The 15,678-nt window shown below is 67.7% G+C and carries 11 protein-coding genes; 6 read left to right on the top strand and 5 right to left on the bottom strand.

What is annotated here, in order from left to right; translation table 11 throughout:
- Positions 1-2 precede the first annotated feature (2 nt).
- The 4 genes from ACP150_RS04930 to ACP150_RS04915 all read right to left on the bottom strand — a co-directional run bounded on the left by ACP150_RS04930 (position 3) and on the right by ACP150_RS04915 (position 2,772).
- Positions 3-173: a hypothetical protein gene (locus ACP150_RS04930; RefSeq protein ID WP_424965438.1), complete on the bottom strand. Its 171-nt coding sequence runs from the start codon at positions 171-173 to the stop codon at positions 3-5.
- A gap of 3 nt (positions 174-176) precedes the next feature.
- On the bottom strand, positions 177-974 hold the full coding sequence (locus ACP150_RS04925; RefSeq protein WP_424965437.1) for a S49 family peptidase: 798 nt from the start codon (positions 972-974) through the stop codon (positions 177-179).
- A 101-nt stretch (positions 975-1,075) separates the two neighbouring features.
- The gene (locus ACP150_RS04920) at positions 1,076-1,837 is read right to left on the bottom strand and encodes an ABC transporter permease (protein ID WP_424965436.1); all 762 of its coding nucleotides are present in this window, start codon (positions 1,835-1,837) and stop codon (positions 1,076-1,078) included.
- Entirely contained in the window at positions 1,834-2,772 is a 939-nt protein-coding gene (locus ACP150_RS04915) for an ABC transporter ATP-binding protein (protein WP_424966017.1), read from the bottom strand. The genes ACP150_RS04920 and ACP150_RS04915 overlap by 4 nt, the downstream gene beginning before the upstream one ends.
- A gap of 720 nt (positions 2,773-3,492) precedes the next feature.
- Between ACP150_RS04915 and ACP150_RS04910 the strand changes: the two genes are divergently transcribed.
- The 5 genes from ACP150_RS04910 (at position 3,493) to ACP150_RS04890 (ending at position 11,174) form a co-directional block, all read left to right on the top strand.
- The gene (locus tag ACP150_RS04910) at positions 3,493-5,718 is read left to right on the top strand and encodes a cyclic nucleotide-binding domain-containing protein (RefSeq protein WP_424965435.1); all 2,226 of its coding nucleotides are present in this window, start codon (positions 3,493-3,495) and stop codon (positions 5,716-5,718) included.
- Between the two features lie 2 nt (positions 5,719-5,720).
- On the top strand, positions 5,721-6,098 hold the full coding sequence (locus ACP150_RS04905) for a DUF3307 domain-containing protein (protein WP_424965434.1): 378 nt from the start codon (positions 5,721-5,723) through the stop codon (positions 6,096-6,098).
- Between the two features lie 205 nt (positions 6,099-6,303).
- Positions 6,304-7,734: a TolC family protein gene (locus tag ACP150_RS04900; RefSeq protein WP_424965433.1), complete on the top strand. Its 1,431-nt coding sequence runs from the start codon at positions 6,304-6,306 to the stop codon at positions 7,732-7,734.
- Positions 7,731-9,851 (top strand): type I secretion system permease/ATPase, encoded by a 2,121-nt coding sequence (locus ACP150_RS04895; RefSeq protein ID WP_424965432.1) that lies wholly within the window; start codon positions 7,731-7,733, stop codon positions 9,849-9,851. The genes ACP150_RS04900 and ACP150_RS04895 overlap by 4 nt, the downstream gene beginning before the upstream one ends.
- Before the next feature lie 3 nt (positions 9,852-9,854).
- Positions 9,855-11,174, top strand: a complete 1,320-nt coding sequence (locus tag ACP150_RS04890; protein ID WP_424965431.1) for an HlyD family type I secretion periplasmic adaptor subunit — start codon at positions 9,855-9,857, stop codon at positions 11,172-11,174.
- Positions 11,175-11,177: 3 nt separating this feature from the next.
- Here the strand turns inward: ACP150_RS04890 and ACP150_RS04885 are convergent, their stop codons facing one another.
- Positions 11,178-13,388: a CHASE2 domain-containing protein gene (locus ACP150_RS04885; protein ID WP_424965430.1), complete on the bottom strand. Its 2,211-nt coding sequence runs from the start codon at positions 13,386-13,388 to the stop codon at positions 11,178-11,180.
- Between the two features lie 262 nt (positions 13,389-13,650).
- On the opposite strand from ACP150_RS04885, the gene ACP150_RS04880 reads away from it, so the two are divergent.
- A partial coding sequence (locus ACP150_RS04880) for a tandem-95 repeat protein (RefSeq protein ID WP_424965429.1) occupies positions 13,651-15,678 on the top strand: 2,028 nt, incomplete at its 3' end.

Genomic DNA, 15,678 nt, shown 5'->3' with positions numbered 1-15,678 from the left:
GCTTATCCCTTGCCGCAACCACAGGGGTCATTGGACAGCAGATAGCGACCACAGGACCTGCATTTCGTCGGTTTCTTCAACGCCACCTTGCCGACATAGGGCAGACGCAATTTCCCGAACATCGCCAGAATGGCCATGCCGACGAGAAATCCGGTGACGATCTTGAATATCATTCCTCAGAGACCGTAACGGGCCCAGAGGCCGCGCTCTTCGAGGCCCGCAAGGGCGTCTTCGACCAGCGAGAGCCCGAACCGGCTGACCAGAGGCCGCCTTGCCCCGTAAACGCGGAAACGGGTCTTGTCGCCGAGCTTGTCCTTCATCACCGGCACCAGATGGCCGATCCCGTCAGCGAGCCCCACATCGATGCCCTGCTGACCGATCCAGACCTCGCCGGTAAAGAGATCCCGGTCCTCGGGCAGCTTGGCGCCGCGCCGGGCGGTGATATGGCCCTTGAAGGTCTCGTGAAGCTGGGCCTGCAGCGCCTTGAGCCGCGCGATATCCTCTTCGCGCTCGGGCCGGAACGGGTCGAGCATGGATTTGTCCTTGCCCGCCGTATAGACGCGCCGCTCGATCCCCTGACGTTCCATCAACTCGTGAAAGCCGAAGGAGGCCGAGATCACCCCGATGGAGCCGACGATCGAAGTGGCATCCACCCAGATCTCATCCGCCGCCGCGGCGATCCAGTACCCGCCCGAGGCCGCGACATCCTCGACGAAGGCATAGACCGGCACCTCTTTTTCTTCCGAGAGCCGCCGGATCCGCGCCCCGATCAGCGAGGATTGCGCGGGCGAGCCGCCGGGTGAATTGATCACCAGCGCCACCGCCGCGGGCTTGCCCTTGGAGAAGGCGCGCTCCAACAGGGGCGCGACACCGGGGTCATTGAGGGTCCCGCGACCGGTCGCGGCAATCGCGCCCTGCAGGCGGACGACCGAGACGGTGGGGTGTTTTTTGACGAAGGGCAGCCATCTTTTCATGGAGGGCGATGTAAGCCGCTCCTCCCCCAGCGACAAGGCACCGCGCATGCGGGACCGGGAATACTGTTGCTGCATTGCCGCCCGTCGCGGCCTCCGCCAGCTCAGGCGCGGATGCGATAGCCCGAGCGGAAGATCCACCAGATCGCGCCGAAACAGGCCGCCGTGAAGGCGAGGATGGCCAGAATGCTCCAGACCACGGGCACGTCCGCAGTGCCGAAAAACGCCCAGCGGAAGCCCGAGATCAGGTAGACCACCGGATTGAACAGGGTCACGGTCTGCCAGATCGGCGGAAGCATCGAAATCGAGTAAAAGCTGCCCCCCAGGAAGACCAGCGGCGTGATCACCAGAAGCGGGACAAGCTGCAACTGCTCGAAATTCTTGGCCAGAATGCCGATGATGAAGCCGAGCAGACTGAAGGAAATGCAGGTCAACACCAGAAAGCAGAGCATCCAGACCGGATGCGCAATCTGCAGCGGCACGAACAGAAACGCGGTGGCCAGAATGATCAATCCGATCAGCAGGGATTTCACCGCCGCCGCCCCGACATAGCCGATCACGATCTCGAGGGTTGAAATCGGCGCGCTCAGGATCTCGTAGATCGTGCCGATAAATTTCGGGAAGTAGATCCCGAAGCTCGCATTGGACACCGATTGCGTCAGCACCGAGAGCATGATGAGCCCCGGCACGATGAACGCGCCATAGGAAGTGCCCTCGATCTCTTCCATGCGCGCGCCGATGGCCGCGCCGAACACGACGAAATAGAGCGAGGTCGACACGATCGGCGAAATCAGGCTTTGCGTGATCGTCCGGAAAAACCGGTTCATCTCGTAGATGAAGATGGTCTGGATGGCGGCAAAATTCATGGCGCGGCCTCCTCGGGCGCGTGGACAAGGGAGACGAAGACCTCTTCGAGCGAGCTTTGACGGGTCGACAGGTCCCGCATGGTGATGCCTGCCGCGTCGAGATCGTTCAGCACCCGGCGGATGCCTGTGCGCTCGGCCTGCGTGTCATAGGCATAGATGATCTGGCAGCCCTCGGCGGCGAGGGTCAGGTCATGGGCGGCGAGGCTGTCCGGCAGCGCGCTCAAGGGTTCGGCGATGTCGATCACCGCCTCCTTGCGGCCCATCCGCGCCATCAGGCCGGCAGTGTCCTCGACCAGCAGGATCTCTCCCTTGTTGATCACGCCGATCCGGTCGGCGATGGCCTCGGCCTCTTCGATGTAATGCGTGGTCAGGATGATCGTGACCCCTGCCGCCTTGAGGTCTTCGACCACGCGCCACATATCCCGGCGCAACTCCACATCCACGCCCGCCGTGGGCTCGTCGAGAAACAGCACCCGGGGCTCGTGGGACAGGGCCTTGGCGATCAGCACCCGGCGCTTCATGCCGCCGGACAGGGTGATGATCTTGTTGTCCTTCTTGTCCCAAAGACTGAGGTCGCGGAGGATCTTTTCCAGATAGGCCGGGTCACGCGGCTTCCCGAAGAGCCCCCGTGAGAAGGTCACCGTGGCCAGCACTGTCTCGAACGGTTCCAGCGTCAGTTCCTGGGGCACGAGCCCCACAAGCGCTCGGCTTTTGCGAAAGGCGGTGACCACATCATGCCCGCCCACGGTCACGGTGCCCGATGTCGGCGTGCTGAGCCCGCAGATGGTCGAGATCAGCGTGGTCTTTCCCGCGCCATTCGGGCCCAGCAGGGCCAGGATCTCGCCCTCGCGGATCGACAGGGACACGCCCTTGAGCGCGGTGAAACCGCCCTCATAGGATTTCACCAGATCGGTGACGGTAACGATATCTGCGATGGGTGCAGTCATGGGAGGGCTCCTTGATCGGATCGGCACCCTACGCGCCGCCGAGCGCCCTGAAAACGCCGTGAGCGCGCGAGCCGCCCTGCGCATTCGCACAGAAACGGCGCCGGGGCCTGAAACTGTGCAACGCCGCCGCGCGGTGGTGTGTTCCTCTGGCCGGGGCTAGCCGGAGCCTTTGGGTCGCCCCGTGCACCGCCCCTGCCCTTGTTGCCGCGCCTCGCAGGGCGGAGCCGCACCGGCACAGGGCGATCAGGGCGGCTTTCGACAAACGGATGCGGATCGGCGTGCCGGTTAGGCTCAACGGCCCTATCCAGGCCCGCGATCCTCTGCGCGCGCGAACGGCGCGGTCGGGCTTCACCTGTCCGGGGCAGAGATCCGCGCCGGATCCGGCGACACCATGCGGGCGCGGTCATCGCCGCGCTGAGGGACCTCCCCACCACATCGGGCGCTACGAAATTGGACCTCATGGTCAGATCTGTTGACGGAGGTTACAGCCCATGCCAGCCTCAGGCCCGGAGCGCAGCCTCGCTGCGCCCCGGAGGGGGCGATGGGCCCTGTATCCGATGCCTGTCTTGCCCCGGGGGTCTTGCGACCAGTCATGCACCAGTCTTTCCCGCCTTCGCGCCCTTCCGGGTCCTGTCGCGCCGGGCCGATTGCGCGCGGCGTGCAAGGCTGCCCGCGCGCAGGCGGCGGGATCGCGGACATGGTGCACGCTTGACCGAGCTGCCCGGGGACCAGACGCTGGGCACCGCCACGGACCCGCGTGCCGCGCCCAAGGGCGATGGTCTGGCTGCCCTGATCGCGGGACTGCTCGTCGCGTTCAACCTGCTCTGTCAGGCCGTGGCCCTGTCGGGGTTGCTCTTCACCGGGGCGCTGGCCCTCGGCGTGGGGCTGAGCACATCGCTTCTGATCATCAGCTGCATCATCGCGACCCTTGCCATGGCCTGCGTGCGGGGGATGCCGGGGATGGCCGTGGGCGCGCTGCAGAACGTGCCGGTGGCCGCATTGCTGCCTGCGGCAATCGTGCTGGCCACCGGCGGGATCGACGGGCTGACCCCGACGGAGGCCGTGGCGACGATGCTCGCCCTGCTCGGGGCGTCGGCCTTTGTGCTCGGCAGCGCCATGCTGGCCCTTTCGGCGCTGGATCTGGGCCGGGTGGTGCGGCTGATGCCGCACCCGGTCTCGGCCGGGTTTCTCGCCAGCGCGGGGATGATCCTCGTCCTCGCCGGGCTCTACCGCGTGTCCGGCGCCGCGGAGCCGAGCCTGCACGGGTTGCTTGAGGCCGGGGCCTCCCATGGTCTCGCCATCGCGCTGACCCTGGGTCTGGCCGGGGCGATGGGCCTGCTGGCCCGGTGGCGCGTGGATCTGGGTCCGATGCTCGGCATCCTGCTCGGCATTGGCGGTTTCTACGCGGTGCTGGCCTGGCAGGGGCTGAGCCCCGAGGACGCCCGGGCGCTGGACTTCCTGCCACCACTGGTGAGCCGCAGCGACGCCATCGGCTGGTCACCCGCCCTGTTCACGGCCGTCCACTGGGACACGCTCTGGGCCCAAACGCCCCTGATCCTCGCCGCTGCCATGATCGGCGTGCTGGGGGCGATGCTGAACTTCACCGGGATCGAGCTGGCCCTGCGGAGCGAGATCGACACGCGCGGCGCGCTCTCGGCCACGGGCCTGTCCAATGTGGCGCTGGGGCTGATTGGTGGCAGCATCAGCTATGTCTCGTCGGTCAACACAGTCTCGGCCAGCCTGCTCGGCGCGCGTGGGCCGATGACACGGATCGTGCTGGTGGTCGGGCTGGGCGTCGGGCTGGTCTATGCCGGCGAGATCGTGGCCTTCACGCCAACCTTCGTGGCCACGGCCCTGCTGATCTATATGGGGGGCACGATCCTGTCGCGCTGGCTGCTGAGCCAGTGGCGCGACCAGCCCAGAGCGGACTGGGCCATTGCCTTGAGCATCGTGGTGGTCACGGTCCTCTTCGGGATCCTGCCGGCCATCGCGCTCGGCATCGTGACCGCGTCGCTGATCTTTGCGATCAGCTATGCGCGGCTGCCGGTGGTCACGCAGCTGCGCGACCTCACCGGACAGCGCAGCGCCGTGGATCGCGGCCCGGCCCAGACCGACCAATTGGACGCACAGGCGGACAAGGTGCTGACCCTGACATTGCAGGGGTTCTTGTTCTTCGGCTCGGTCGAACAGGTGCTGGACCACATCCGCGCCGCGCTTGGGCGTCCGAACCGCCCGGACACGATCATCCTCGATTTTCGCAAGGTCTCGGCCCTGGACAGCGCGGCCCTCGCGGCGATGCGCAAGCTCGAATATCTCGGCGAGCAGCATGGCACCGAGATCGTCATCGCCGGAGCGCGACCGCAACTGGCGGCGGCCCTGCTGCGAATCGAGGCGATGCTGACCGACCGCTCAGCTGTGGTCTTCGCCCCCTCGGTCGATGGGGCACTGGAGGCGGCCGAAGACAGGCTTCTGGCCGATCACGCGGCGGGTCCCTGGGCGGATACCGCCCGCAGCGCGATTGCCGACGCCCTGCAGGATGACGCGCTGGCCGCGCGGCTTCTGACCCGGATGCAGCGTCTGGACGTGGCCGAGGGAAGGACCCTGATCACCTATGGCGCCGAGGACGAGGATATCTACGTAATCGAAGCGGGGCGGCTCGCGGTCTTCGCCCATCTGAGCGATGGACGCCGGATGCGCGTGCGCTCCCTCCGGGCGGGCGCGATTGTCGGCGAGATCGCGAGCTATGCCCGTTTGCCACGTACCGCAGATGTGGTGGCGGAAACGCCGGCGGTTGTGTATCGTATAGATCCGGGCACTCTCGATGCGGTTCTGAGCGAGGACCCCGCTCTGGCGGCCGCCTGGCACAAGATGATTGCGATTACCCTGTCCGAAAAAATCCACCGGACAACACTGATGTTACGGGAAAGTGTGTGACCATGAGCGGTGAGGCCATGCTTGTGACGCTGCTATTGCTGCAGCTCAAGCATCTGATGGCGGATTTTTTCTGGCAGACCCGTTGGATGGTCGAGAACAAGGGGCAGTACGGGCATCCGGGCGGCTGGGCCCATGCGGCTGTGCATGGTGGCGCGAGCGCGGTGATCCTTGGACTGCTGGCCCCGATCTCCCTCGGGCTGGTGCTGGCGATCTGCCTCGTGGAATGCGTCGTGCATTACCATATCGACTGGATCAAGGAGCAGGCCGTGAAACGCTCGGGCGCGGGGCCGACCGAGAAACGGTTCTGGAATATCACCGGCACGGATCAGGCCCTGCATCAGGCAACCTATCTGGCCATGGTCGCGATGATCTATCTGTGACCGGGCGCAGATCCCGCCCCGTCAGGCGTCACTGCCCGGCAACGCCGCACAGATCCACGCCCTGCGGGGACCATTGCGCCGTTGACTTGCCCCCGGCCTCACGGGTTAATTCGGCTTAACCATGAGCAAGGGCAGGGATTTGCGTTCTCCGTCAGGCGCATCACGGGCAGTGTTTAACCACCGGCAGCACCCGGAGGAGGACTTGGTGACAGCCAAAGGCCAGCTTCAAGCGGCTCGAACGCGCAGGGATCTGCGCGGCCTGAAGCGTCGGGCGTATGCGGTCTGCCTTGCTCTGGCCTGCTTCGGCCCGGCGCAGGGTGCGGGCGCTGCCTCGCTCGACGAGGCCGTGCGCGCGGCCCTGACCACCAATCCCGCCCTGCAGGCCACCAGCGCCGAGATGCGCGCCGCAGCCTACGACCTGATCGCACTGGAGCGGACCTACCTGCCCACGGTGTCGGCCTTTGGCGAGGCCGGGGCGGAATGGGTGGACAATCCGGGCTCGCTGACCGACGAGGACAACCGCGAGTGGAAGGGCACGGCGCAGCTCGGGCTCGGGGCCGAGCTCACCCTGTTTGACGGGTTCCAGCGCGCCAACCGGATCTATGACAGTGCCGCCCGGGTCGATGGCAGCATCTTCGAACTGCTGGATGCCTCCGAAACCATGGCGCTCAACGCGACCGAGGCCTATTTCGACGTGGTCCGCCACCGGATGCTGGTGGATGCGGCGCAGCGCAATCTCGACCGCCATATCGAAATCGCCGATCAAGTCCGCGCCCTCGTGCAGGGCGGGCGACTGCCCTCCAGTGACGCGCTGACCGCGGATGACCGGCTGCAGGCGGCCTCGCTTGCCATCGTGCAACTGCGCCAATCCCTGCGCGACGCCAATGCCCGCTACGAGCGGGTGATCGGCGCCACTCCGGGCAGCGGGATGCAGATCCCCCGCCTGAACAACCTGCCCGCGACCCAGGATGCGTTGATCCAGGCCGCGCTGCGCAACAGCTTTCGTCTCCGTCAGGCCCAGAGCGCCATCGACCAGAGCGTCTATGAACAGGAGATCGCCAAGGGCGCGCGCCTGCCCCAGGTGACGCTCAATGCCGGGGTGACCCAGGGCGAGAACCGCGATGGCCAGCGCGGATCGGAGACCGACGCCTTTCTCGGACTGCGCATGAACTGGACGCTCTATTCCGGGGGGCGCTCGGCCGAGGACAAGGCCCTGATCGCCCGCAACTCGCAGGCCTTCTACACCCGGCAGGACACCATGCGCGAGGTCGAGGAGCTCGCACGCCGCGCCTGGTCCAGCCTGCAATCGAACACCGAGAGCGCGATCCTCGCCGACCGCCAGCTGCGCGCCAACCGCGAGATCGTCCGCCAGTTCCGCGAGGAGTTCACCGCCTCGTCACGGTCCCTCCTGGATGTGCTGGAGGCCGAGCGCGCGCTCTATAATGTCGAGTTCCGCAAGATCAGCACCGATGCCAGTTTCGCCTTCAGCCAGTTCCGTGTGCTCGCCGCCCAGAGCAGGCTGGCGGCACATTTCGGGATCGCGGAGTCCGAGATCGCCCTTGAGCCGACCTTTCAGGCGCGGGCCCTGGTGGAACCGCGAGCGATCTTTGCCACCGAGATCCCCGCGCTGGAGTGAGCGGTCCGGTGCCTGACAGCTGGATCCTGCGTTGGCTTGCCGCCCATCACGGGCGGCCCTATTCCGAGACCGCCCTTGCGGCCGCCCTGCCCGCCGGAGCCACCCTGACCGAGCCCGAGATGCTGGGACGCGCGCTGTCCCAGCTGGGCCTGCGCAGCCGGTTGCTCGACGACGCGCCGGGCAGCCTCGATCCGGTGGTTTTGCCCTGTCTCGTCTTTGCCAAGTCCGGCGATGTGGCCGTGCTGGTGCGCCACGGGGACGGGCTGGGCCTTGTGCGCAAGGACCTCGCGGCGGAACCGGTGACCCAGGCCGAGCTGCGCCGGCATTTCCAGCCGCGCGCCCTACTGGTCACGCCCGCCACGCCGCAAACCGATACCCGCCTCTCCCCCGACACCGTGGCCGAGGCGCAAGCCCCAAAGCACTGGTTCTGGGGGCCCGTGCGCGCGAATTGGCGCGGATGGGGGCAGGTGATCATCGCGGCGTTCTGCCTGAACCTTCTGAGCCTCGCCCTGCCGATCTTCGTCATGAACGTCTATGACCGGGTGATCCCGAACCTGGCCTTCGTCACGCTCTGGACCCTTGCGATCGGCGTCAGCATCGCACTCCTGCTGGATATGATCCTGCGAGCCCTGCGCGCCGGGATGGTCGAGACCATCGGGCGGCGCGTGGATTTGCAGGTCGGGGCCGAGCTCTTTCGTCACGCCATGGCGCTGCGCATGACCCAGCGCCCGGGCGGGGCCGCCGCGCTGGTCAACACGATCCGCGATTTCGAGCATGTGCGCGAATTCTTTGCCTCCGCCAGCGTGATCTCGGTGATCGATCTGGCCTTTGTCGGGCTCTTCATCGCGGTTCTGTTCTGGCTGGTGGGGCCGCTGGCGCTCGTGCCGCTCTGCGCTGTGCCGGTGGTGCTGCTCATCGCGGCGCTGGCGCAGATCCCCATGGGGCGTCGCGCCGCCGAGGCGCAGAAACTCGCGACCAAGCGCCATGGGGTTCTGGTCGAAACCCTGACCGGGGCCGAAACCATCAAGTCGCTCGGCGCCGAGCCCGTCATGCAGCGCGAATGGGAGGCCGCCGTCGCCGCCTCCGCCCGGGTCAGCGGCGCGACCCGCGTCTGGTCCAACGTGGCCACCTCCGGCAGCTTCGCGGTGCAACAGGCCGTCAGCGTGATCACCGTGATCTGGGGGGTCTTCCTGATCTTTGACGGGGCCATCACCATCGGCGCACTGATCGCGGCCAATATCCTCGCGGGCCGCGTTCTCGCCCCCCTGAGCACCATCGCCCAGACGATCTTTCGCGCGCAATACGCGGCGAAATCCATGGCCGCGTTGAACGACTTCATGGCCCTGCCCGAAGAGCGTCCCGGCCCGGTGCGCGGCGGCCCGCAACTGGTCCAGGGGCGGATCGAGATGGCGGGGGTCAGCTACAGCTATCCCGGCGCTGCGCAGCCCGCGCTGAGCGAGATCGACCTGACGGTCACGCCGGGCGAGATCGTTGCGGTGCTGGGCCGGGTCGGTTCGGGCAAGACCACGCTTGCGAGCCTGCTTTGCGGGCTGATCACCCCGGCGCAGGGGCAGATCCTGATCGACGGGCATGGCATCGGGCAATACGATCCGGCGGATCTGCGGGCGGGGGTCGGCTACCTGCCCCAGGACCCCGAGGTCTTTACTGGCAGCCTGCGCGAGAACCTTCTGATCGGGCGTCCCGAGGCCACGGGGGCCGAGATCTCCCGCGCGCTGACCCTTGTCGGGCTCACCCGCTTTGTCGCCGAGACCCCGGAGGGCCTGGAGATGGACCTGGGCGAGCGGGGCAATCGCCTCTCGGGCGGGCAGAAACAGGCGCTTGCGCTGGCGCGGCTTCTGCTGCGGGATCCGCCGGTCCTGTGCCTCGACGAGCCGACCAACGCCATGGACCAGCAGATGGAGGCGATCGTGATCTCGGGGCTGCAGGGCCTTGCCGCCGAGGGCAAGACCATCCTGCTGACAACCCACAAGGACACGCTGGCGCGGATCGCGCCGCGCTATGTGGTGCTCGACCGGGGGCGCAAGATGCTGGACGGCCCACGCGCGCAGGTCATCGCCGAGCTGCAGGCTGCCGCCCGCAAGAAAGCGGCGGAATAGGCCATGTTCGGACAGCGCATCGAAGAAGAGTTCAGCAATGATCCCGGCGCGCTGCAGGGCGTGCGCCCGGCGCGGGGATCGCGCGCGCTGCTCTGGGTGATCGTGCTGGGGATCGCCGGGTTCTTTGGCTGGGCCCAGATGTTCGAGATCGAAGAGGTCGTGCGCGGCCCCGGGCGGGTGGTTCCCGCCCAGCAGGTGCAGGTGGTCCAGAGCCTTGAGGGTGGGATCGTGCGCGCGATCTCGGTGCGCGAGGGTATGGTGGTCGATGCGGGCGCGCCGCTGGTGCAGATCGACGATACCGGGTTCGCGGCCCGGCAGGGCGAGCTTGTGGAACAGGAAACCGCGCTGCAGGCCGAGGCGGTGCGGCTGCGCGCCGAGGCCAGCGGCGCGGAGGCCGTCTTCCCCGAAGCCCTGCGCGCCCGGGCCCCCGAAGCCGTGGCCGCCGAGGAGCAGGTCCTGCGCACCCGCCGCCTGCAACTTGAGACCGAGCTCGCCGTGCTCGCCGATCAGCGCGCGCAGCGGGCCGGAGAGCTGGAGACACTGCGCGCCGAAGAGGCCAAGATCCGCGCCGTGCTCGCCCCGCTCACGGCGGAAATCGCCCTGACCGAAGATCTGGCCGCGCGCGGGGTCGTGCCCGAGATCGAGGTGCTGCGCCTGCAATCGCGCAAGGCGGATCTGGAGGGGGATCTGGCCATTGGTGCCGCCCGCGCCCCTGTTCTGGAGGCAGCCCTGCGCGAAGCCGAGAACCTGATCGGGGCAGCCCGCTCGGCCTTCGTGCTCACGGCGCAGGAGCGTCTGACGAATGTGCAACGCGATCTGGCTGTGGTCGAAGAGAGCCTCCGCGCGGCCACCGACCGCGTGACCCGGACCCAGCTGCGCGCCCCGGTACGCGGCACCGTCAACCGGGTCACCACCACCACGATCGGCGAGGTCGTCCAGCCCGGCGCGCCCGTGGTCGAGATCGTGCCGCTCGATGACAGCCTGCTCATCGAGGTGGAGATCGGACCGCGCGATGTGGCCTTCGTGACCCCGGGCGTTTCCGCCTCGGTCAAGCTTACGGCCTATGACTACCTGATCTATGGCGCCCTGGAAGGCGAGGTCACGCAGATCGGCGCGGACACCATCCTGAACGCCGATGGCGTGCCTGTCTTTCGCGCCGAGATCCGCACCGGGGACAGCTTTCTCGGCGATCCCGACCGGCCCCTGCCGATCCTGCCCGGCATGCAGGCCAGCGTGGATATCCGCACCGGCAGCCGCACGGTGCTCGACTATCTGGCCAAGCCGCTTCTGCGCGCGCAATCCGAGGCCTTCCGCGAGCGTTAGGGCTCACTTCGTGGTGGCATCCACAATGCCGTCCCAATCCTCCGCCGGGGGTGTGGCGCGCAGCTGTGCGAGCCGGGCGGCATAGATCGCGCAATACCCCTCCAGCCCGAAGCGCGGCGCCAGAGGGGACAGCCGGATGAGCGCCGCCTCGGCCCCGTCCCAGTTACGGGCACGAAACGCGTCGAGCATGCGCCCGTTTTCCTGCGCGAGGCTGAGGAAATCCGGCGCGCTGCGCGCGGCCTCGTCGCCCAGGAGGGCGTGGATATGGACCGGCTCGGTCTTGCCCACCACGCGGATCAGATCAATCTCCAGCGTTGCGAACGCCCCCTCGACCGCGCGCGCGGTCTCGGCCCCGATCACTATTCCCACGCCATAGATCTTGGACTGCCCCTCAAGCCGGGAGGCAAGGTTCACCGGATCCCCAAGGGCGGTGTAGTCGAACCGCGTATCACTGCCCATATTGCCCACAACACAAAGCCCGGTATTGATCCCGACCCCCACATTGAGCGGCGCAGGCGGCGTGCCCGGCCCAGCCGCGCGGCGGGCGTTCAGGGCCGCGATCCCGTCTCGCATCCGCAGGGCCGCGCGACAGGCAGCCTGCGCGTGATCCGCATGGTCCAGCGGCGCGTTCCAGAAGGCCATAACCGCATCGCCCATGAACTTGTCGATGGTGCCCCGCTCGGCCAAGATCGCCTCGGATTGCGTGGTCAGCAGCTGGTTCATCAGGGTCGTCAGACCCTCGGGGTCCTCCTTGTACCCCTCGGAGATTGCCGTGAAGCCCCGAACATCCGTGAAGAGCAGCGTCAGCTCCCGCGCCACGCCGCCAAGGGCCAGATCCTCGGGGCGCTCGGTCAGGCGCTGCACCAGATCGGGCGAGACATACTGGCCGAACGCGCCCCGGATGCGCCGCCGGGCCCGCTCCTCGCGCAGGTAATTCGCGCCCGCCATGACGATGAACAGCAGCAGAAGCGCCAACGCCGGAAAGCTTGGGTCCAGCAGCAGGCGCGCCTGCAGAAAGGCGGCATAGCTTGTCCCGACCCAACCCAGCAGGATTGCCCCTGCCGCAACCGCGACCCAGCGCGCCGCGAGCCTTGGCACCAGCAGCACGACCAGAAGCCCCAGCACAAGCACCACGGTCAGCTCCACCGCGATGGTATAGTTCGGACGGCTCAGGAGCGTGCCGGACAGGATGTTTTCCAGCACCTGCGCATGGATCTCCACCCCGGCCATGGATACACCCAGCGGCGTGGGCCGGTAATCCTCGAGCCCGATGGCCGAGGTTCCGATCAGGACCAGATGGCCCGCGAGACGCCCGGCGGGCACGCGCGCCTCGACCAGATCCACCGCCGAGACGAACCGCCCCGGCAGGCTCGGCCCGAACCACGGCCAGACCGTGCCATCGCGGTAGGTCGGGATGACCTGCCCCGCCACCACCAGCCCGTCCACACCGGCCGCGTTGCTGCGCACCGCAAAGGGCTGCCCCCCGGTCGCGACACGCAAGAGCTCGGGCGCGAGACCGAGGCGCAGAACGCCGTCCACCTCCATCACCAATGGGAGCCGCCGATAGATCCCGTCCGGATCGGGCCGCACGGTGAAGATCCCGCGCCCGGCGGCGGCGGCCTCAAGCTCCGGCAGGTTCTGCACCAGATCCGGGTAACGCTGCAGGAAAGGTGTGGGATCCGGCCCGATGAAGGCATGGGGCACCGGGCGGGCGGGTGCCGCCTCGGCCGATTGCGGGCGCGAGGCATGGCGCACGCTGGTCTGGCCCAGCACCACCGGCGTGCGGGACAGGGCATCGGCCAGTTGCGCATCGTGATCGGGCAGATCCGCAAGCAGGGCCCGAAAACCCGGATCCAGATCCCTCTGCGCCTCGGCCAGATTGGGCGGCGAGAGCCGGTCCGCCTCGGCAAAGATCACGTCAAAGGCCAGCGCCGCCGCGCCTGCCTGCTGCACCCGTGTGACGATCTCGGCAAAGACCGTGCGGGGCCAGGGCCATTGCCCGATTTCCGTCAGGCTGCGGTCGTCGATATCGATGATCGCCACGGGCTGGGGCACCTGCGGGCGCGGGTTCACCCGCTGAAACGTGTCAAAGGCCGTATGGCGCAGATCGGCCACCCAGACCGGGTCGAGAACCCGCAGCCCCAGCAGCAGTACGATCAGCGCAACGCCCAGCACCCGACCCTCTGTCGCCTGCTGTCTGAGCCATCCCGCCATGCCTAGGGTCCTGACATTTCTCGAAAACCGGGGCCGCGCCCGGGGTCTTGGTATCAAGACCGCCCCTCCGCGCCGGGTCAAGGCCCCACGCGGCCCCGCCCGCCGGGAAGGGCGGGTGAAAAGTGTGATGCAGATCGCAGAGAATCGGCGCAATCTCGGCTAGCCTCACCGTCTTGACGGCGCGGTCCGGTTTCGGCTGGGGCAATCCGTCTGGATTGGTTAACGTGGCCCTGCCACCCGCAAGAGAGATCCGAGGTTTTCCATGGCCCTGACGCTGCAGACCTTTGAGACCCTGGATGCCGCGCGCATCGAACCCCTCTCGGCGTCCGAGGGGGCCGGGATCCCCGTGCCGAGCGCGCGGCTCTTCGAGGCGGAGTTTGACCGGGCCGGACCGGATCTGCGGATCGAGATCGAGGGCGAGCCGACCCGGGTGGTCACGGACTATTTCCGCGAGGCGACGCCCGGGGATCTGGTCGCGCCCAACGGGGCCGTGCTGCGCGGCGGATTGGTCGAGCGGCTTGCGGGCCCCGAAGCGCCCGGGCAATGGGCCCAGGAAGGTCCCCTGCCCCAGCCGCAACCGATCGGCGTGGTCGAGACCCTGAGCGGCGAGGCCGCGGTCCAGCGCACCAATGGCACGCGGGTCGAACTGGACCTGCAGACACCGATCTTCCTCGGCGATGTACTTGAGACCGGCGAGGACACGATCCTGTCCGTCACCTTCGTGGATGGCACGATCTTCACCCTCGCCGCCGATGCGCGCATGGTGATCGATGCCCTGATCTACAACGAGGGGCAAACCGACAATTCGGCCACCTTCAGCCTGATCCAGGGCGGGTTTGTCTTCATCGCCGGGCAGATCGCGCCCACGGGCGGGATGGAGGTCGAGACCCCCGCCGCCACCATGGGCATCCGCGGCACGACCGTTCTGGCGGATATCCAGTCCGATAATGGCGTGATCACGGTCGAGCTGGCCCTGACCCGGGACCTCGATGGCACACTCGGGCGGATCGAGGTGTTCGATCTGGACGGCAACCCGCTGGCCGAAATCACCGGAACGGACACCAAATGGGTGCTCTCACCGGACCGGGGGCTGGCGCTCGAAGTGCCCCGCAGCACCAATGATGTCGCCTCGGATTCCGTCCTGATTGCCGAGGCCTCCGATGCCCTGCGCGCCGCGCTTGGCCGCGTGGCCGCGGGCGACGAGATCGTGCCCGGCGCAACTCCGCCGCCCCCGGGCGACGCCCTGCCCCCGGTCGTGGCGCTGGCCTCGGCGACGGACCCCCTGAGCGGCGATGACGGCCCCGCGCCTGTTGTGCTGGCAAGTCTGGCGCCCCCCGCGCCCACCGCACCGGCCGCAACGCCCCCAAGCTCCGATGGTCTGCTCATCTCGCTGGAGGATACGGGCACAGACCCGGACGACACCGTCTTCTTCTTCAACGGGATTGAGGATGATCCCGATGGGATCGACGGTGCCCTGCCCCCGCCCATGGGGGATGCAGTCTATGTGCTGATGACCTCGCCAACGAACGGGACCGTGACCCTGCTTGCGGATGGATCTTTCGTCTATCGCGGCGAGCAGGATTTCAACGGCCAGGACGGTTTCACCTACCGGGTTGAGGTCGACGGCGTCGCCGTGCGGTTCGGCGAGGCTGTGATCAACGTGGCCCCGGTGAACGATGCCCCGGTGCTGGACGATGTGGCGATCTCCACCCCCGAGGAAAGCGCGATCACCGGGCAGATCCTTGGCACGGATGTGGATGGCGACAGGCTGATCTACCGGCTCGAGGATCCGGCGACCAATGGCGATGTCACATTGCTGTCGGACGGGACCTATCGATACACCCCCGATGCAGACTTCAACGGCACGGACAGTTTTACGGTCGAAGTCGATGATGGTGCGGGCGGTACGGATCTGGCCACAATCTCGGTGACGGTCACGCCTGTGAATGACGCGCCAGTGGTGACCTCGGGGCCGGGCGATGCCGCCGGGGCGCTGACCGAGGACGGGCCGGCGGATGTCACCGGCGGGCAGCTCGCCGCGAGCGATCCCGATACCGGCGCCGTGCTCAGCTGGTCGGGGGGTGCCGCCACCGCGCTCGGCGCCTTTGCGATCACCCCGGACGGGGCCTGGAGCTATACGCTCGACCCGGACGCCGCCCAGTCCCTCGCCGCGGGCCAGGAGGTCACCGAGACCACGGAGGTCACCGTCTCCGACGGGCTCGGGGGCACCGCGACCCAGACCCTGAGCGTCACCATCACCGGCACGAATGATGCGCCAGTGGTGACCTCG

The sequence above is a fragment of the Dinoroseobacter sp. S375 genome (genome assembly GCF_049800775.1).
Taxonomy (GTDB): Bacteria; Pseudomonadota; Alphaproteobacteria; order Rhodobacterales; family Rhodobacteraceae; genus Dinoroseobacter.
This window is presented reverse-complemented; position numbering and strand designations above follow the sequence as displayed.